The 20,687-nt window shown below is 41.7% G+C and carries 15 protein-coding genes and 1 pseudogene; 10 read left to right on the top strand and 6 right to left on the bottom strand.

All coding sequences use genetic code 11. The annotated features are described in order from the left end of the window. From DLD82_RS01810 to DLD82_RS01840, 5 genes are all read left to right on the top strand, one after another. A partial coding sequence (locus tag DLD82_RS01810) for an IS1634 family transposase (protein ID WP_109939405.1) occupies positions 1-1,509 on the top strand: 1,509 nt, incomplete at its 5' end. Positions 1,510-2,178: 669 nt separating this feature from the next. Next, the gene (locus tag DLD82_RS01820) at positions 2,179-3,759 is read left to right on the top strand and encodes an AAA-like domain-containing protein (protein WP_109939407.1); all 1,581 of its coding nucleotides are present in this window, start codon (positions 2,179-2,181) and stop codon (positions 3,757-3,759) included. Positions 3,760-4,019: 260 nt separating this feature from the next. Further along, complete coding sequence (gene cobN, locus DLD82_RS01830) at positions 4,020-7,760, top strand: cobaltochelatase subunit CobN (protein ID WP_109939409.1); 3,741 nt, start codon at positions 4,020-4,022, stop codon at positions 7,758-7,760. Positions 7,761-8,092: 332 nt separating this feature from the next. Further along, entirely contained in the window at positions 8,093-8,293 is a 201-nt protein-coding gene (locus DLD82_RS01835; RefSeq protein WP_109939410.1) for a hypothetical protein, read from the top strand. After that, entirely contained in the window at positions 8,290-8,709 is a 420-nt protein-coding gene (locus DLD82_RS01840) for a type II toxin-antitoxin system VapC family toxin (protein ID WP_109939411.1), read from the top strand. Before DLD82_RS01835 ends, DLD82_RS01840 begins: the two co-directional genes overlap by 4 nt. Positions 8,710-8,744: 35 nt before the next feature. On the opposite strand, the gene DLD82_RS01845 is transcribed toward DLD82_RS01840, so the two are convergent. Together DLD82_RS01845 and DLD82_RS19650 are read right to left on the bottom strand one after the other, a co-directional pair. Continuing rightward, the gene (locus tag DLD82_RS01845) at positions 8,745-9,599 is read right to left on the bottom strand and encodes a sirohydrochlorin cobaltochelatase (RefSeq protein ID WP_245920335.1); all 855 of its coding nucleotides are present in this window, start codon (positions 9,597-9,599) and stop codon (positions 8,745-8,747) included. A gap of 984 nt (positions 9,600-10,583) precedes the next feature. Further along, positions 10,584-12,150, bottom strand: a pseudogene (locus DLD82_RS19650) (ATP-binding protein). Between the two features lie 260 nt (positions 12,151-12,410). On the opposite strand from DLD82_RS19650, the gene DLD82_RS01855 reads away from it, so the two are divergent. Continuing rightward, positions 12,411-13,391 carry a TIM barrel protein gene (locus tag DLD82_RS01855; protein WP_109939413.1) on the top strand — a complete coding sequence of 327 codons (981 nt, stop codon included), beginning with the start codon at positions 12,411-12,413 and terminating at the stop codon, positions 13,389-13,391. 6 nt (positions 13,392-13,397) lie between these two features. Here DLD82_RS01855 and DLD82_RS01860 read toward each other — a convergent pair whose 3' ends face one another. Then, entirely contained in the window at positions 13,398-14,327 is a 930-nt protein-coding gene (locus DLD82_RS01860) for an ABC transporter substrate-binding protein (RefSeq protein WP_181391198.1), read from the bottom strand. 96 nt (positions 14,328-14,423) lie between these two features. On the opposite strand from DLD82_RS01860, the gene DLD82_RS01865 reads away from it, so the two are divergent. The 3 genes from DLD82_RS01865 to DLD82_RS01875 are packed head-to-tail and all read left to right on the top strand — an operon-like array spanning position 14,424 to position 16,989. Next, entirely contained in the window at positions 14,424-15,389 is a 966-nt protein-coding gene (locus DLD82_RS01865) for a FecCD family ABC transporter permease (protein ID WP_109939415.1), read from the top strand. Next, the gene (locus DLD82_RS01870) at positions 15,386-16,663 is read left to right on the top strand and encodes an ABC transporter ATP-binding protein (RefSeq protein WP_181391199.1); all 1,278 of its coding nucleotides are present in this window, start codon (positions 15,386-15,388) and stop codon (positions 16,661-16,663) included. Before DLD82_RS01865 ends, DLD82_RS01870 begins: the two co-directional genes overlap by 4 nt. A 14-nt stretch (positions 16,664-16,677) precedes the next feature. Further along, positions 16,678-16,989: a J domain-containing protein gene (locus DLD82_RS01875; RefSeq protein WP_109939417.1), complete on the top strand. Its 312-nt coding sequence runs from the start codon at positions 16,678-16,680 to the stop codon at positions 16,987-16,989. 28 nt (positions 16,990-17,017) lie between these two features. On the opposite strand, the gene DLD82_RS01880 is transcribed toward DLD82_RS01875, so the two are convergent. Genes DLD82_RS01880 through DLD82_RS01890 form a run of 3 tightly spaced genes read right to left on the bottom strand, consistent with a single transcriptional unit; the run spans position 17,018 to position 19,113 of the window. Further along, entirely contained in the window at positions 17,018-17,593 is a 576-nt protein-coding gene (locus tag DLD82_RS01880; protein ID WP_109939565.1) for a class I SAM-dependent DNA methyltransferase, read from the bottom strand. A gap of 4 nt (positions 17,594-17,597) precedes the next feature. Continuing rightward, positions 17,598-17,972 carry a hypothetical protein gene (locus DLD82_RS01885; protein ID WP_109939418.1) on the bottom strand — a complete coding sequence of 125 codons (375 nt, stop codon included), beginning with the start codon at positions 17,970-17,972 and terminating at the stop codon, positions 17,598-17,600. Beyond that, positions 17,953-19,113: an aminotransferase class V-fold PLP-dependent enzyme gene (locus DLD82_RS01890; RefSeq protein ID WP_109939566.1), complete on the bottom strand. Its 1,161-nt coding sequence runs from the start codon at positions 19,111-19,113 to the stop codon at positions 17,953-17,955. Before DLD82_RS01890 ends, DLD82_RS01885 begins: the two co-directional genes overlap by 20 nt. Before the next feature lie 335 nt (positions 19,114-19,448). Here DLD82_RS01890 and DLD82_RS01895 point away from each other — a divergent pair, with 335 nt between their 5' ends. Beyond that, positions 19,449-20,684, top strand: a complete 1,236-nt coding sequence (locus DLD82_RS01895; protein ID WP_109939419.1) for a methyltransferase domain-containing protein — start codon at positions 19,449-19,451, stop codon at positions 20,682-20,684. Positions 20,685-20,687: the final 3 nt, after the last annotated feature.

The following is a 20,687-nucleotide window of genomic DNA, read 5'->3' on the forward strand; positions in this document are numbered from 1 at the left end:
GAGGATTGGGTAGAAAAAAGACAACAAATACTGTCCGATTTTTTTTGTCATCCAATCTCTCCTAAACACTTCACCGATGATCGTCTTGCCCGAATTTTAGACTACTTCTCCAATTCAGAGAGATGGAATGAGTTTGAGTGTCAATTGAATGCTACAATTATTCGTGTCTATGGTGTCTTTTCAGATCTCGTCCGAATTGACATGACCACAGCCAATTCTGATGGAATTGTCACAGAATCAGGGTTACTACAATTTGGTCACTCAAAAGATGATCCAACCACTCCACAAATAAAAATCGCCCTATCCGTCCTTGATCCCCTTGGACTGCCCCTCACTGTCAGCATTCTTCCAGGGAATACTGCTGATGACCCTCTCTATATCCCTGTGATGGACTCAGTTATTAAAAACACGAATAATCAGCGACTTCTCTTTGTAGGGGACTGCAAAATGTGTGCACTTGGAACCAGACTTCATGCATTCCTGCACCAAATGGATTATTTATGCCCGTTGTCTGAAGTTGCTCACCCTACAAGTGAAATAATAGAGGCAGTTCACTCATTTGAGTCTTCAAATGGAATTATGACTCCAATTAAAAGAGAATATTATACCGGAGATGAAGCAATAATTGCTGAAGCTTTTGAAAAAAAGGTGATGCGTTCAGCACATAAAGATGGGATGCACCATTCCTGGGAAGAACGGATCATTTATGCAAAATCTTTTGCTCATGCAGAAAAACAGAAAGCAAAATTAGATTCAAATTTGGAAAAATCGTTGGATGAGATTTTTTCTATGAATGAACGAGGAAGAGGGAAACCAGTATACCGAAGTCGTTCTGAAGCTGAAGATAAAATTCAATCCGTTCTTAAGAGTAACTCCATTTTAGGGGTGATTTCATATGAAATCCGGGAGGAATTAACGAAGAAAACGATCCGTGCCTATGGTAACAGACCTAAAAGAACTGAGAAGAAAATATCCGTCAAAGTCTCTGCAAATGTAAATCAAGAAGCGTATGATGCTGCAATCGAGATTTTGGGATGGAGAGCATACATCACAAACAGGTCAGAAGATCTTCTTTCAATTGAGGCGGTTGTTCTCGCATACCGTGATCAGTATGTTGTTGAGCATGCATTCCATCGGTTGAAGGGAAAATGCCTATCGTTAACTCCTATTCACATTCAAAAAGATGAACGAATCGATGGATTGGTCAAATTATTGACTATCCCGTTAAGGATATTGGTAGTTATCGATAAAACTCTGCAAGATTCGATTGCACAGAGAGGAGAAAACCTGAGTGGTTTATTCCGGTATAATCCAAAAAAAGAACTCGTTAAACCAAAGGCGGAAAGAATTATTGAATACTTTAAAGGGGTTTTTGTCTCCAAAGTTGCAATGGGAAATCAATATTTTACGAGCATTATAGGATTGGAGGAAAAACATATGGAAATTTTAGGTCTTTTGAATCTTTCAGTAGATATTTTTACTGCTTTTGGAGTAATTCAAGATACTTAGGTCAAATATGTGCGAACGGGGAGTGAGTTTTCATAGACAAATCATTACAACCCATATTCTTACAGTAAATTATTAGAAGAGAAACCATCCTGACTCCAATAAAAAATGTCTGGAGAGGGACAAAAACAGTAATCACCAAACTGGCTTTCAGTTGGCCCTGACACTTATCGACCCATACCTTAAACATCAAATAATACAGAATCTGGAAATATATGACCCGGATACAGCATTGGAGATAACTCACTTTCGTCCGGTTCTTTTAATCCGGAAGAGCCAGACAGATCTCATAATCTCCCGGCATTTTATTTTGAAACTCCATAGGTGAGAAAATAGCATGAATTTCACCTTTTTTCCCTCTCTTAAAATCCTCACCATCTGTGACCCATAGATCAATTGTACCAAAGATTGTCATGCCCGGATCATATACTAGGCCATAACTTCTAGAGGGGGATGAATATTCATTAAAATAGACCCACAACAAAAAGATAATTCCTTACAATTTGCCAAATAATCGCCAATATATCCCTTATTCGAAGATAAGGATCTCTCAAAAATTAAACCTCGATTTTGGGATTATTTTCAGAAAATAAAGGAAGTAACATAAAGAGAGCAACCCGGACTATACCGGGAAAAGGTTCTATCATTCATCAGGATAAATAACACTGTATAATGAGGTTCTTCAACACTGCCGGACCGGTGAACTGCCAGGACCATTACTGCCTCCCACCACTCTCCCGGTTTAATCTGCCGGAAATTCTCACTCTTATCAGTCAGAAAAAATATTTTGTCCTTCACGCTCCCCGGCAGAGCGGTAAGACCTCATGCCTCCTGGCACTACGTGACTATCTTAATTCACAAAACCAGCATTATGGACTATACATCAACGTTGAAATGGGACAGGCTGCACGTGAAGATGTCTCTTCAGCTATACGGGCCATCATTTCCGGAATGCAAAGAAGAACAGAGATTACTTTTCCAGGGATTGTGTCTGTTGACGATATAAAGCAGATCACTCTGCAAAATACTCCTTTTGACGCGATAGGAGTATTTTTCTCATTATTATCCGAACGACTGGATAAACCATTTGTTCTGATGATCGATGAGATAGATTCCCTTGTCGGGGATACCTTGATTTCTGTTCTCAGGCAGATCCGGGCAGGATATGATACCCGTCCTGATCACTTTCCTTCATCTGTCATCCTCTGCGGTGTCCGGGATATCCGTGACTACCGGATTCATTCGGAAAAAAATAAATCGATAATCACCGGGGGGAGTGCTTTCAATATCAAAGCTGAATCTCTCCGGCTGGGTAATTTTACAGAAGAAGAAACCAGAAAACTCTGCCTTGAACATACAAAAGAAACTGCACAGATATTTCAGGAGGATGCACTGAAATCCATCTGGTCCCTGACAATGGGACAACCCTGGCTGGTCAATGCCCTTGCATATGAGATTTGTTTTAAAATAGAAGAAGGGAAGAATCGTGAAAACCCGGTCACCGAAGATCTTGTCATGGAGGCAAAAGAACGACTTGTCCAGAGGAGAGAGACACACCTTGACCAACTGGTGGATAAATTAAAAGAAGAACGTGTCCGGAGAGTCATCGAACCGATGCTAATCGGTGAAGGCAGCCCTGAAACGATACCGGAGGATGACATCTGGTACGTTGAAGACCTTGGCCTCATCACCACAAGGGGACAACTTCGAATTGCAAATCCCATCTACCAAGAGATAATCCCGAGAATTCTTACTTACTCAACTCAGTTGACGATAACAAAAAAACCTGCATGGTATATTAACCGTGCAGGAAAACTTGAAATGAACCTGCTTCTCACGTCTTTTCAGCAGTTTTTCAGGGAACATAGTGAGATCTGGCTGGACAGGTTTGCGTACAGGGAAGCAGGCCCCCAGCTTCTCCTTCAGGCATTCCTCCAGCGAATCATTAATGGAGGCGGACAGATAACCAGGGAATATGGACTCGGTATGGGCCGAACTGATCTTTTTATCCTATGGTGTCTTCCGGATGGTATGGTTCAGCGGTTTGTCATCGAATGTAAGGTCATGTGGGGATCTAGGGAGACTACAATCAACAAAGGACTTGCCCAGGTTACCCGGTATGCTGACCGATGCGGAGCTGACGATGTATACCTGCTTATATTTGACCGGGAAAAAAAGAGAACATGGGATGAGAAGATCTTTACCGAGACAGTAGAACATGAGGGGATGCAGGTAACTGTGTTTGGCATGTGAACCTGCGGGATTTTTGGGAAATTTGATGCCTTTAATATCTATTTTGTATTTCAGTTTAGGATGCCGTTTCAAAAAAAAGTTCAATCATATTACCCGATATTCGGATGAATACGACGAGATCCTGGAGATCCCGTTATACCTCACCTGGAATCTGAAGACTTACCTTTGAGAATTGTTACACCAACTGTTTTAACTTAAAACAAAAAAAGTTATTTTGCTTCAATAAAGACTTGTATTGCACTACCAGATATTGAGGCATAATGAAGTTAATTTTTATCGGCTCTGGAACCGGAGAAAATCCCTGGTTGGAAGAAACAGGAAAACTCTGTCATCGTCCGGACTTTTCCGTGGAAATATTTCAGGCAACATCAGAAGATCTGGACTTACAGGAAGGATTATTTCAGTCTCTCTTATTCCATTGTGATGATTGTTCATTACTCATCCTGAACAGTCATGCCGGAACTACCTACTTCAAAAAATTTGATCGCCTGCTAAAAATAATCCGGGAAAAATCCATCAATACCTTTATTGAATGTACCATTCCGGAAGAGATGCAGGATTTCAGACCATTATTTAAGGGATCTAATGAGGATTACCAGTATATCCATTCATCTCTGGTATATGGGGGAAGAGAAAATACCCAGGCTCTCATTCTTCAGGTTATGAAAATGACAGGAGGGCATGATATTCAAATACCTCCCCTGGTTCGTCCGCCCACAGAAGGATGTTATCACCCAGAACTCCCGGAAGATACCACCTTTAAAACACATATTAACCGGTTGAACCCGGATAAACCAACCATAGGGATTATTTTTCATCAGTCAACATTTATCCGGAATAACCTTCTTGTCATTGATGCCCTCATTCATGCTATCGAATCAAAGGGAATGAACAGTCTTGCAATTTTTCTTAACACCGCTCCTGACCCCTTTTCCGGTTCACTGGGAATAAAAAAAATCGTTGAATCATACCTCATAAAAGAGCGAAAACCCATAATTGACTGTCTTATCATAAATATGGGTTTTTCACAGATATCTCTCTCTGATCCAAATGACGGGAGCAGGAAAGAATTCCCCCGGAATTTTTTCCAGGATCTCCATGTTCCCCTGATCCAGGCTCATACCATGTTTCGTTCATTCGATGCATGGAATAAAGATATTCAAGGCCTTTCTACCATGGAAATCTCCTCAAATATCGTCTGGCCTGAATTTGACGGACAAATAATTTCTATACCTCTTGGATCATCTGAAAAAGACGAGAAAGGAACGACGATAGCAATTCCAATACCGGGAAGACCTGAACGTGTCGCAGATATGGCACAACAAATCTCGCGGCTTCGGAGGACTCCGGTTTCAGAACGGAGAGTTGCAATCCTCATTTACCAGTATACCGGAGAAACCGACACCCTTGGCCATGCAACAGGTCTTGATGTTCCGGCAAGTGTAATTGAGATGCTCCGGTATCTCCAAACTGCCGGTTATCATGTGGATCATATCCCGGAAGATGGTAATGCACTCATCAAAAAGATGATTGACGGTCTTACCAATGACATCCGGTACCTTTCCAAACAACAGGTAAAGGAGCGATCTGCAGGCCTGATAACGAAAGAAGAGTATAACCAATGGTTTTCCCAAATACCTCAAAAGAATCAGGGAAAAATATCAGTCGACTGGGGAGCTCCACCCGGAGAACTTTTTGAGAATGATGGCAATTTATGCATACCCGGAATTATCAATGGGAACATCTTCATCGGAATACAACCGCCACGGGGTTATTTTGAGCAGGCAGAATCCCTGATTCATTCACACGATCTTGTCATGCCGCATCATTACCTGGCATATTACCGGTGGATCAAACATTCTTTCGGGGCACATGCTGTTGTTCATGTCGGAACTCACGGGACTTTGGAATGGCTTCCGGGAAAAGGAACTGCGATGTCAGAAGAATGTTATCCGGACCTCATCTTCGAAGACATGCCCCATTTGTACCCGTACATTATCAATGATCCCGGAGAGGCAGTTCAGGCAAAACGAAGGAGCTGGTCAGTAATCCTCGATCATCTCATCCCGGTTATGATGCGGGCAGAAGGATATGGGGAACTATCTGATCTCGACAGTATTCTCCAGGAATATTTCAGGGCTAAAACAGTAGGAGAAAATTCAAAGACCATAGCATTGCTGAAAGAAATCCACACCATCATCATTGGTAAGAATTTCACGAGTGATCTCGGCCTCCCGGATACGCTGACACCGGAAGATATTGCACCTCATGCAGAGCGGATTTATGATTATATCTGTGAATTGCGGGATACCATAATCCGTGACGGTTTACATGTATTTGGAGCTCCTCCACCGGAAAAACGATTTGAAGAGATGATATATGCCCTAACAAGACTTTCCAACGGGAATGTACCATCCCTTCGGGCAGCAATTGCACAGGAATATTCACTGGTTCTCCAGGAATTATTAGACAAACCTTCGGAATATGATCCGGCAAATAACATGACAAATGGTATGCTATTGGATATGGTTGACAGTACATGCCAGAACCTTATCCGCAGGATGGCAGAAACAGGTTATTCTTATGATCAGACACAAGAGATCATTTCAAAAGAATTTCCTGACCTCTCTTCTGAAATATTACCGTCTCTGGAATTTATCTGTAAATCCGTGGCCCCCGGATTATTAGGAACTACTGATGAACTTCATTATTTTGGTCTTGGACTTGATGGTGATTATGTCCTTCCCGGTCCTTCCGGAGACCCTACCAGGGGAAATGCACATCTTCTCCCAACCGGGAAAAACCTTTATTCCATAGATCCGGCAACAATTCCTACCCCTTCAGCCTGGAAAACCGGAAAAGACCTTGCAAACCAGATGATTGAAAGATATATTTCAGAGAAGGGAAAATACCCTGAACGGGTGGGAATTGTCGTCTGGGCAACTGATACCATGAGAACCGGCGGAGATGATATCGCGTACATCCTCCATCTTATCGGTCTTCGTCCGATCTGGTCTGACCGGGGAGGAGCAGTTACCGGCCTTGAGGTGATTCCTCTTTCTGAACTTGGACGGCCCAGGATTGATGTAACTCTTCGAATAACCGGACTATTCAGGGATGCATTCCCAAACCTCGTGGATATGCTAGATAGAGGAATTGAACTTGTCGCAACCCTTGATGAGGCTGAAGATAACAATTATCTTGCGTCTCACCTGAAACAGGATCTGCTCCAGAGAATTATCGAGGGAATACCAGAAGAAACTGCCCGCGAGATATCTCTAATCCGTATTTTTGGTGATCCACCGGGAAATTATGGGGCTGGTGTCAGTGATGTTGTTCATGCATCTGCCTGGAAAGAACAAAAAGACCTGGCAGATACCTATACCACTTGGGGAGCACATGCATATGGCAGGAAATTTAAAGGAGAGACTTTTTCCGGTCTTTTCAAAGAACAGTTTTCAAAACTTGATGCTACGGTAAAAAACCTCCCTTCCCGTGAATACGATGTCCTTGATACAGACGATGAATATATGTTCCTTGGTGGCATGAACGCCTGTGTAAAGTCGTATGGAAACAAGAATCCTGTATCTGTTACCGGTGATGCATCTGATCCAGATAATGTAAAAACACGTAGATTAGAAGAGGAAATCAGATTTACTGTCCGGAGCAGGGTTCTCAATCCTGCCTGGTTTGAAGGGTTGAAACCTCATGGATTCAGAGGAGCACAGGAGATAGTGACCTCGGTTGAGTACATGTTTGGATGGGATGCAACTTCAGATGTGGTAGATGACTGGGAATACCAGTCGGTTGCAGAGCATTTTCTGTTTAACGAAGAAAACCGAAAATGGATAGAAGATAATAATCCTTATGCAATTCATAGCATTTCCGGACGGTTACTCGAGGCTAATCAACGAGGGATGTGGGAGACAGACACTAAGACAATACAAAAATTGCAACAGTTGTTCCTGAAAGCTGAAGAATATTATGAAGGAACCGGGTAAAAAGCCATGAAATTTCCTATTGTTTTTACAATCAATTTGAAATGTTCTTGTGAATAATCCATATCTATACACGAAAAAGAATCAAAGGATGTTTTTTATGAGGAGAACTACAAATTACTGATTCATCATTGACATCACTGAATGATTTACTAAAAACCAGAATTATTGACCAGGTATTCTATCATAAATTGGAAGATTATTATTTTCATTAAAACCTAAAAAAATAATGAGAAACCATCGATAAACAGGTTTTCTGCACTACTTAAGAACATGCCCATCACCGATGGGAGATAGGTATAACTATATTATTACCCACATGTATGAATTATAACATGGCAATTATTAAAGCAAAAATTATCGATTCTCGGCATCTTGAACTTTCAGAGGATATCCTATCTTCATCCGATGAAGTTTACCTGAAAATAGTTGAAAAAAAGACTATTAATTCAATTAGAGGGGGATGGGGTTTAGATGTTGATAGTGCAGAATTTGTTGAGAATTTAAGAAAATCAACGCCAATTGAACCATTATGAATTTTTTTCTCGATACAAGTATTTGTATTGATGTTTTACGTACTTGCGGACCTGATAGTTCATTTGACCTGTTTAAAACATTTGAAGATGTGAATAATGGCTTTATCTCCACAATTACTGTTGCAGAACTTTTTGCGGGTGCTTTTCTATCAAATAGAAGAAATGCAATTGAGAAGACTGAAGATCTCCTTTCCTTTTTAGAGATTATCGATCTAAATTCCAATATAGCCCGGGAGGGAGGGAGAATTTATGCAAATTTATCAGAAATAGGATTAAAAATAGAATTTAACGATTGTCTAATCGCTGCAACAGCCATCCGGACAGGATTTCATGCAATTGTTACCCGAAATTGTAATCATTTTAAGCGAATCAAGGGTTTATCTGTCACTGTTCCTGAAGATGTAGTTACTCACTAAAAGAAATTACCAGTTTAGAAATCCTGCAAAAAAGATTATTTAAGGAAATTATGTGATACCGCTGTTCTCTTCAACCGGTTCATGAAAAGATCAGTGATCACCTCATATTCTCCTAATCCTTTTGTTTCAACTGTGACAGAGCATCCGATGGACTCTAATTGTTTCTGCCACGACTGATTGTTAGCATCCCCCGAGAGTTCTATCCATGCATGAATTCCCGGAACAATGGTCAGAGGTACTAGTTTAACTTTCTTCGCTCCAATATGTGATAAACGCTTTTTAACCTTTTCAAAATCCGGATATCCGTTTACCGTTCCGATGATCATCTGGCCGCCCGGACAGATATCATCAAGAATCATCTGCAATTGACAAAGAGCAGGTTCTGCTCCACCTTCTGCGGTAGGGGACACCAGGACAACCGCTTCATCTTTCGCTTTTGGAGCGAAGATTGACTCGATTGCTTTTGCAGTATCAACATAATCCTCCGGGTTCATGAGCAATGATGAACTGATGAGGATACCGTCAAAACCGACTGCACCATGTGCTCCGGCCAGGTCATTCAGGGTTGTGATAATGGGATATAACTCATGGTATCGTGCTCCGGAGGTGATGAAAAGCGGCTGCACTACAACTTGTGAGTGACCTTTATCCAGAAGTGAGGTTATTGCTGCCAGCGGTCCCTGAATAAATTCATTCTGTTCCCGGAGGACAAGTCTGACAGGTTCGGATGTGAATGAATACGCAACTTCTGCCTTTGGATATAAATTCTGGATCTTCTTTACACAGGAGTCAATTACTGCTCTGCCTTCCGCTTGCGTTGTACCGATGGAGACAAGTAATACTGCTCCATGACTTTCAATTTTTTTCCCATGACCTTTCATTTTGATCATCCATAATAATTATAAGCATATATTTGTACAAATTTTTGTACTTATAAAGCTTATTATTTTATGCATTTACCCTATAATAAAAAATTACGGAGAATATAACCATTAATTGTTTAAAATGTCATAATTTAGACCATAAAAAATAATATTACATTATCAAGGTCGTAATTATTTTTTAGATAACAAAAAAATACCATATAATACTATCATTGATACCTCCAAAAGATTCAAAAATCCTTAACAAAGGTACTCCATACCAACCATAAAGAAACCCGTCATCCCGTTTTCCCGGATTGTTACCATAGGGAGCTCCGATCTCCTAATCACCACTTTTTTAGAGAAAATATCAACTCGATTTAGCCCTCGGACAATGCCTACATTGTGTTTGTACCAGGGGTCACTATTCCCAGATCATACCTTAATCCATACCATTCAATGATCTCATTTGATTTGTAATACAGGCCCTTTGACAAATCGCAAATTTTTAAGATTTTCCAATTAATTGCCTAAATTAAACCCTAATTTGAGGAACTACATTTCTGAATGATCCACCTTATAATTTGGACCTTATTTCTAAAAATAGGCCTTAATTCCAGATTATTTTTTTAAAAATTATCCCGGCATATAAGGTACATTATCAAACGAGATCTCCAGTAGTATCATTAAACTACCTATTCAAAAAATGAATGAAAATAACCGCTCAACAGTTATGGAGAACCAGAATATCAATTTCACACAAATGTTTCCACCATCCAGAAAAAAAAAGAATTATCTTTCCCCAGGTGAATCAATCCATCTTCGTTTTTAGATTTTTCGAACATCCATACGTCGTGCCCATGGTGTAGAAATCCGAAACCATGGATGTTCAGTAGCCCTCTGCACTACAGTGCCAAAACACTCAAAACTCATGAAAGTATGAATATTTTCTATATAACAACAATCCAGAATATGGTCTAGTAGGTGTGAAAATGAATAACACACGATGGTTTAACCCTGATCTTTTTTACCGACCTCCCATTTCTCAATATTCCGTGACTCCGGATTGAAAACAATCCCAATCTCATAAATTTTTTTGGAATCACCGGCATATTTCTCTGCATATTTCCGGTCACGGATCTGTGCAAGCGGGCTTTTATCTCCGGATGAATCAATTCCCACAACCTTGAACTCAAAGATCCAGATACCGCTCCTTGTTTTTAAGGTCAGGTCTATTCTTCCTTTATTCGTAGTATCTTCCGGAATAACCTCGTACCCAAGACTTGCAAAATATGTGTAAACCACACTTGCATAATACCCTTCAAATCCGGATATCTGGTTTTTCCGATAATTATCTGAGGGAATGGATGCGAAAAAAGAATGAAATAGATCGCGTAATCTATCTGTATCGCCTGATTCCAGAATATTTCTGATTGTTGGAGCCGGAACCTGTTCATTATTATCCTGGATAAGAGTAAGGATCTGTCGGTTAAATGATTCTCGTACTTCCCGGTTTGGAAATCCAAGAGTATACCATGTCCCTTCATATGGATTACTGACAAAGGATCTGATAGTCAGGTATCCTGCCTGGAAAAGGAGTGTTTCAGTCCGGATTTGTTCCGGATCAAATGATCCCAGGAGATCATCACCGGCGATAAGCCCGTCATATTCTGCCGGAAGCCGGGGTTTTGACTGCCAGAGTTTAATAAGGAACGTGGGCGGCCCGGTTTCAAACCAATAGGGTCTGTATGTTTTTTTAGAGAAGAGCAGCAGAATATCAAAAGGATTGTAAACCGATTCGCCAGTCCAGGAATACCCATTGTACCATTCCCTTACTTCATTCGGGTGAAAATCTTTCAGATATCCGGCAAAAACTGTTTCAAGATCTGTCTGGGTGTAGCCGCATAAATCTGAATATCGTGCATCAATGGTGATGTCCATCAAGGTTATTCAGACCGGAGAAGATACCGGTCTTTGCAAACTTGGAGACTCCGGTGAGGAGAACAAATTTCAGATATTCATCAAGAGGTTTTATAGCTCCATAAAAATCTTTCAGATGATCTCGTAATTCTGATACCAGAATTGGATCTTCCAGATTGTCAAGGATAGGTTTGTCATATTCATCCACAAGAATGACAACCTGACTGGAAGTTTTATTAAATATTTGTGGAACCAGCGATAATAACCGGTCCCCAATTGAACCAGAAGACTTTTCCAGACCATATGTTTTCTCCCATGAATCCAACAATTTTCCAATTCTCTCTGTAATATCTGATACTGATCGAAGAGAACCACCGGCAAAATCTATTCGTAAAACCGGATATTGTTTCGCAAAATCCCACCCGGATTCCGGTGAATCCAGGTACAGTCCGGAAAAAAGTTCTATTCTGCCGGAAAATGCACAGTCTATTGTATCTATCAGAAGGCTTTTACCAAACCGTCTTGGCCGGGATAAAAAATAGTATTTGCCATCATTAACAAGTTCAGCAATGAAAGGTGTTTTATCAACGTATGCATATCCTCCAGTAATTATCTCGGAAAACGACTGGATTCCAATGGGAAGTTTTTTTAGATGCATCATTGTCATGATAATAAATGATCAGGAAAGTATATTCTGTAATATTTTTTTTGAGAAGCAAAGGGATGTTGGTTATATAATAAGATACCTGTTTTGATAATGTTATCTTTAATATTTTTCTTCCAGGCCTTCTCAATCATGAAACAACAGACTTTTCATATCATTATTCCAGAACATTGATTCAGATATTCAGACTGAAAATCAGGTTTTTCAGTTGTGTGTACGCAGAATGATAAACAATAGGTAAATCAGGAATAACTATGAAAGAAATTATCAACATATCTGGATATTCCGTTGATCTCTCACGGTACAACGATTCCTGGGAAGATGTCAGAACATTTGTTCAGAATATGGGTTGTTCAGGTGTTGAACTCCTTATGGGTGGGGAACATGACGATACGATTCCCCGTTTTCTCATATCTTCAGTCCATCTCCCCGGATGGCTTGGCTGGGTCCGGCTCTGGCGGGAACCAGAAACAGTTCCAGTCGGTTGCGATCCATTAAAAAAGTCATATTACTTTGGTGCTGCTACTCCGGGCGACCTGGTCCGGACTTTTTGTGACAATCTTACAAAGGCTGCAAGACTTGGCGCAGCATATGCGGTGTTTCACATCACCCATATTGAACTGGATGAATTTTTTACCCGGAATCACCGGTATACCCGATGGGAAGTTCTCTCATCAGCTGCTTCATTTCTCAATACCGCCTGTAAAAGTTTCCACGGAGGTGAACCTCCGGTACCAATCGGATTTGAGAATCTCTGGTGGCCGGGTCTGACCTTTTTATCACAGGAAGAAGTGGATTATTTTGTTGACAGACTTGAATTTGATAACTGGATCTTTGTCCTTGATACCGGACATCTCATGAATGCCCTGGATGTAAACAATGAGGTAGAAGGAATTCAGAAGGTTCTGTCAGCCCTTAACCGATTGTCGGATAAAACCCTGGAACGAATCCAATCAGTTCATCTCCAGTGCAGCATATCAGGCCAGTATCAAAAAGAGCACTTTTTCTGCAGGCCGCCACAGGGGTTTACCGATCTTGATTACGGTGACCAGATATCTCTCCTGATGCCAATGATATCAGAACTTGATCAACACCTGCCTTTTAAAAATCCGGAATGTATACAGATTCTTGAAAAAATCAGGCCTGATTATGTAGTGCATGAATTTACCAGCAGGTCACGCGAAGAATTAGAAAAAAAAATCATGACACAAAGAAAAGCCTTGAAAAAAATTTAATGAAGATTACATCTCTCTGATTTTCGGAGCAATCTCTTCAAGCAGATCCCAGAGACGAGGACCGGCCCGGTCAGCTTTATCACTGTCAACCCGGATTATCTTGTCTGATGCAATTGCAGAAAGAGCAGATAATCGCGGTTCAGTCTTGAAGTATTCCAGAATATCGGCATCATCGCTCCCCATTCCACTCCCGGAATTTATCATAAGGATGTCCGGATTTATGTGAACAAATTCCTCGATGTTCACGATAGCATGCCCTTCCTTATCAGCAAATGCATTTTCGCCACCGGCAATCCGGATGAGTTCATCCTGAAACGTTCCTTTCCCACTAACATAAATGGGATCATTCCAGATAACGTGAGCTACAACCGGTTTTTTCGTCAGTGCTTCTCCTTCTTTTTGAACGGTTTCTTCTCTGGCTTTCAGATCAGAAATGATTTCGGTTGCTTTATCCTCGGTTCCGGTGAGATATCCGAGTTTTTCAAACGTAGTATAAATCTGATCCAGATCTTCTGCTTCTACATAGTAGACCGGAATCCCAAGGGTCGATAACCGGTCAACGACTTCCAGATTATTTCCCGGAGATGCAACGATAAAATCAGGTTTTAGTGCGATGACTTTTTCAATGCTTACTGTTGAAAAACCCCCGACCTTACTTTTTTCAAGTGCTTCCTCCGGGTACGTGCAATAATCAGTCACGCCTACTATCCGGTCAGAAAGACCAAGTGCAAACAGAACTTCTGTGTTTGAAGGGGAAAGTGAGACAATTCGTTCCGGGTTTGCATCAAGAGTAACCTGATTTTGCAGATCATCATCTATTGTCCGCGGCCATGATGCATCACTCACTCCCTCACCAGCACAGGTTGCCGGCATTAAAGAGAGAGAAAGAGCAATAATCAGACAAAATGCAATGAGGAATCCTTTTCCGGATTTCATTTTATCATTCCATTTACGAGATTTCTGGTTCTTCATAATACTATCACTTATCTTGTTTTAGATAAAAAATACTTAAGGAATATCAGTTCTGGTATTATGAATACTATTCGGAATTCACTCATTCTCTTAAGTCTTGGATGTGCTGTTGTTATCGCAGTTCTTCTCTCCGTAGTAACCGGACCAGTGGAAATTTCGGTTATTGATATAATTACGGGAGCAATAAGTAATGGAACTGAGGCACAGATCATCTTTGATATCCGGCTTCCCCGGGCAATCGCAGCCGCACTTGTCGGTGCCGGACTTGCCTGTGCCGGTGCTGCCATGCAAACGCTCTTTCGGAATGATCTGGCTGATCCCTATACTCTCGGGACATCTGCCGGGGGTGCTGTCGGAGTATCTCTGGCAATTATTTCCGGTGCTCTCCTGCTCGTCCCGTTCGGAGCATTCTTCGGGGCTATAGGTTCTGCATTCCTGGTGTATATTCTTGCAGCAGATAGAAAACGACTTAGCACTGGAAATCTTCTGCTCACCGGAATTGCCGTCTCCATGTTTTTCTCTTCTGTTGTCTCGGTATGTCTGGTCTTTTCCGGAAATAATATGCACCAGATCATGTTTTGGCTTATGGGTGGTCTTTGGAATGCTTCATGGGCTGACATTCCCCTTCTTCTCATAACTCTTATCCCGGCAGGAATCCTGATCTTGTTCTCCAGGGATCTAAATATCATGTCATGTGGTGAAGCAGAGACCAGGACTCTTGGAATTGACCCGGAAAAGACAAAACTTCTGCTTCTCGCGGTATCAGCAGGCATCACCGGCCTTGTGGTTTCAGTATCAGGATCTATTGGTTTTATCGGCCTTGTTTCTCCCCATATTATGCGAATAATCACCGGCCCTGATCACCGGATACTCATTCCTGCATCCCTCGGTTGTGGTGCCATTCTCCTTGTTTGTGCAGATACGGTCTCCCGCACCTGGCTTGGCGATCTTCCGGTAGGCATTGTAACCGCATTTTTCGGTGCACCCTTCTTCCTCATGCTGATTCGAAGGAGGTCAGACCTGTGAATTCTGAAATCCTTACTGTCAATAATCTTCACGCTGGTTATGATGAACATGACGTCCTTAAAGCCATCTCTCTTGCTATCCATGAAAGAAGTTTTGTAGGAATCATCGGACCAAATGGTTCAGGAAAAAGCACGTTTATGCAGGTCATTGCCCGCTCCCTCCCTCAACGGGACGGAGAGATTCTTCTTTTAGGTGAATCTCTTACCTCGTATTCATTTCGTGAATTCGGGCAACAGGTCGGATATGTACCACAGGAATGTGAAATAAAGTTCAAGTATCCGGTATATGAAGTGGTCATGATGGGGAGGAATCCACATATTGACCGGTTTTGCTCCCCTTCTGCAGAAGATCATGAAATCGTCAGAAAAGCACTCGAGCAGACCGGGACAATGGATTTTGCTGACCGGCCGATTACTGCTCTTTCAGGTGGTGAACGCCAAAGGGTCATGATTGCACGGGTGCTTGCCCAGGATCCTGCTCTGCTTCTGCTGGATGAACCGTTTGCCCACATAGACATCCATCATCAGTACGAATTAATCCGGATTATCCGGGAGACTTCCCGGGGAAAAAGAGCAGTTATTGGTGTGTTTCATGACATTAACCTTGCTGCAGCATATTGTGATGAACTTGTCATTATGAGTGATGGGAAGATACGTGCATGCGGAAAGCCGGATAAAGTGCTGACAACCGGACTAATTCAGGAGATATTCAGGATAAAACCGGTGATTGATGTCAATCCTACAACAGGAACACCCTTCGTCTATGTTGAAGACGAATGGAACCTGCCGGCTGCAAAAAATGTCAATGTTCATCTGATATCCGGAGGGGGAGCAGGATCGCACCTGATCTCTCTTCTGGTCCATGCTGGTTACTCACTCAAATGCGGAGTATTGTCTGAAAATGATTCTGATTGCCGGATGGCCAGGAAGTACGATGTTCCAACTCTCATTGAACCTCCCTTTTCACTTCTGTCTCCGGAGAAAGAAGAAAAACTTAAAGAACAGGTACTGGATGCTGATTTTGTCATAGTCACAGCAATGCCGATAGGATGGGGAAATTACCCGAATATCCGGGTACTTGAGAATATTAATCCGGAAAAAATAATTTTTATTATCCCTCCTGGAGAGGTTTTGGCTGATTTCACAAGCGGAGTTGCAACGGGTACCATAAAGAGGCTTATTACCGCAGGGGCACACCAGGTTTACGGACCTGCTGAACTATTAGAGATATTACAATCAGGAACCAACCAGAATAGTTCTGATTTTATAAAGTAACAGAGTTTTTCTTTATGAATACGACACATGAAATGACTATTCAAAAAGCAGCAGAACTCCTTGGGTTTTCTGATAAAGCGAGTATGCTCGAGATAAGGAAGAGATATCATGAATTAATAAGGGTTTGGCACCCTGATGTATCCCAACATAGTCCGGATGAGTCACATGAGATGATGATTCGCATTAAAGAAGCATATGAAATCCTTATCGAGTACTGTATGAATTATCCGGTTACATTCAAGGACGAAATGAGTAAAAGCGGGCAGAAATCAAAGTCGATGGAGTACTGGCAGGAACATTTTGGTGATGACCCGATATGGGGATAACCATCCATCCAGAACCGACTTTTTCGGATCACTCATCTTTGTGAAATACCAGGATACAAAACCCCATTCTGCAATCTGCTGATTTCAGAACAAATCCATTCCGCTTTATCATGGATACCACTTCTTCCTGCGTATAAAACCGGGCATGAGAGAGAAATGTGCCCTTGTCCGGACGGGTAAGATAGGTCTGTGCTATAGTCCCTCCTTTTTCTATAAAGGCGACAACCAGTGTCCCATCATGCATCAAAACCCGGTGCACTTCCCGGAATGTTTCATCCGGACCTTCAAGAAAACAGAGAACGGTAATCATTACAACCGTCCGGAATGTCCTGGATTTTACCGGAATTGATTCACCGATCCCCTGAATAATCTCAATTCCTCTCTTTTTTGCCATCAGGCCTAAAGGTAAGGATGGTTCAACGCCATGCTTAATAGAAAGCGGCCCTGCAAACCTTCCGCTTCCGACCCCGATTTCAAGGACAGGAGTTGGAACCGTCCCAATGGCTATTTTTACCCGTTTTAATTCCCCCAGGTAAACATCAGGGTGATCAACAAACCACTGATCATATCTCTCTGCATACTGTTCAAAAACTTTGATAGGCATATAATCAGGAAGAATTGCCATATAATCTGGTTTTTACACGCTCCATTAGTGCTTCTTCACGCCGGCTTAATGTTTTATAGTCTGGTTTTCCATTCTGATAGTAATAGAGGAGTGAATACAGAAAATCAGAGGTAAAATCCATAACTTCTTTTTTAAACCGGACTTCAAAACCCGATTCATTGACAAATCCTTTGATAGAGAAGCAATCCTTTTTTTCAAATTTATAAAAGCCCTCTCCCAGTCCGGGAAGCATCTCAAGGGTCCCAAAATACTTTAAAAAATCCAAGAATTCTGGGGTCACCTCTGAATCAAGGACAAACTCCTTCATAAACGAACCATCAGCACAATATTTATGGCGATTAGATCTTATGATTCGCATGACGTGCTATCTCCTTAATTGCATCTGTAGCGATCCGGCATTCTTCATCGGTGGTAAACCATGAAAGGCTTATTCGTACACATCCCGCTCCATTATCAATTGCCTGATGCACGAACGGAGCACAGTGAAGACCGGTCCGAACCAGGATATTATCTTTTCTGGCAAGAATAAACCCGACATCATCATTATCAAGTCCGGAGACATTTAATGCAATGATAGGAAGAGCCGGCTTTTGATTATAGATGGTTATCGCAGGTTCGGCAGATAATTCATCTATCATAGAACGGGTCTGCCGGTCTGCTTTCTCTTCCATTTTCTTCATGCCGATTGAGCGAATAAAGTTTACACCAGCGATAAGCGAAACAATCCCAGGGTAATTATGTGTCCCGATCTCATACCGCTCCGGAAGGTCTTCTGGCTGATCCAGATTTCCGGAGTCTGATCCAGTCCCTCCCATTCTGACCGGAATGACCTGCTCAGGATCTCTGATATAAAAACCGCCGATTCCAGGCATGCCCAGGAGTGCTTTGTGTCCGGTAAAAACAAAGGCATCCGGATTGATGGATGATAGATCTACCGGGATATGCCCGGCGGTCTGGGAACCATCGATGATAGAAAAGATCCCTTTATCATGGAGATATTCACAGACAGCCCGGACATCCTGGACAGACCCGAGAACATTACTCCCATGATTCATCACAACAAGCCGGGTCTTTGACGTTACAGCCTCCTTTATTTTTTCCGGATTGATAATACTGTCATGAAATGGGATGTAATCCACTGAAATTTTATCCTGCTTTGTCAGATAATGAAATGGCCGGAGAACCGAATTATGTTCAAGAGTCGTTGACAGGACATGAACTTTTTCATCTTGTGATGCAACAAACCCATGTATGAGGGTGTTTAATGCATCGGTTGCATTTGCGGAGAAGATAAGATGTTCAGGAGAGTCTTCTCCGAGAAAATTACACATAACTTCCCGCCCTTCTGAAAGGTAATCCCTCTGTTCATTCCCAAACCCCCGGCCTCCTCCGGAAAAAGGAAAGGATAACGATTCCTGGACTGCCTGGATGACTTCCGGTGGTTTTGGCCAGCTTGTCGCAGCATTATTCAGATATATCAGTGGTTTTTCCAGTTTCACAGTACTATCATCTTTATGAAGTGATAGCAAAAATGTTTTTCAGATAACAGATCTGTTCGATAATAACGAATAGATAATGATAAAAATAGATAATATGATTGTACTCAAGACCGAATTAGTTTTTTAATAAAGAAAACAGAGATTTCTTATTCTGATTATTCCATCAGATTATTCCCTTATGGAAATGGCTGATAAAATTTGATGGTTACGAAAATCATTCAAATTAGTTTTTTTTCTTCATCGAGATTTTTTTTTGACATATAAGAGATCTGATCTTATTTATTACGGTTAACCGTAATTATTATATCATTACGGATAGCCTTAGTATATGGAACATGGATCCGACTTCACGAATAAGGCTCTCGCTGGGTTTTGTCTCGACTGCTATCAGTATGATCTTCGGGATGGACCGGGGGAGAAAAACACCGCTCAGCCCTGGATCTATTGAGGTACTCTATTCATCATATTTTTCAAAGGTCCGGATGGGAGACATTGCAGGAATGCTGAAAATCACTCCAAGTTCAGCTACAGATCTTGTAAATTATCTTGAACGTGAAGGATTCATGAGAAGAATTCAGGATGAGAATAACCGGAGAAGTATCCTGGTCGTTCCAACCGAAAAGGGAGAGGAATGGATCCTGGATACTGAAGAAAAAATGTACGGATTTATTGAATCCGGATTATCCAGGCTGAAACCAGATGAACAACTGCTTTTTGCTGATCTGTGTGCACGGTTTTCCGGAGTGCATGATAATTTCAGTTTTCTTGCTAGTGTCAAATCATTCAAAGAAGACCGGGGATCTGTCCGTGTTCCATTGATCACCCGGAAAAATGGCAGACTCCTCCGGCTTGAAGAAGTAGTAGATGCACGGTATAGTGAAAAACACGTAGTGGAGAAAAAGGAAGATAACATGATATTTGAAACACGGGTTCCCGAGACATGTGATGGGATTCAGGATGAAGTAACTGTCGAGCAGTATGATGAAATGCAGCGGGGTCTTCGAGACGAAGGACACATGCCAATTGAAGAACTGGTAAAATTCTCACAGTCTGGTGATAATGCTCTGGAGGTCGGCCCCGGACCAGGATATCTTGGACTTGAATGGCTGAAACATACCAAGGATACAAATCTGACCGGGCTTGAAATCAGTCCGGCAATGATCAGAATGGCAGAAAAAAATGCGAAAGATTATCATCTGTCTGACCGGGCGACATACAGGGAAGGGAATGCTCTGGCAATGCCGTTTTCTGATGGAACCTTTGATCTTGCATTCTCCAACGGTTCACTCCATGAATGGGAGGATCCAAAAAAGGTGTTTTCAGAGATTCTCCGGGTATTAAAACCAGGTGGAAGAGTCAGTGTCAGTGACCTTAAACGGGATCTTTCTACGGAAATTTACCGGTTCATGCTTGAAACCTGTGAAGGGTCTGAAATAAGGAAAGGGTTTGAGACGTCAGTTCATGCAGCATATGTTCAGGAAGAATTGGAAAAAATGCTCGGAGATGTCGGATTTAGCTGGTTACAGGTGATAACTCATCCGTATGGGCTTGTGGTTATTGGAAAGAAATAATTT

Origin of the sequence: Methanospirillum stamsii (assembly GCF_003173335.1) — an archaeon.
GTDB lineage: Archaea > Halobacteriota > Methanomicrobia > Methanomicrobiales > Methanospirillaceae > Methanospirillum > Methanospirillum stamsii.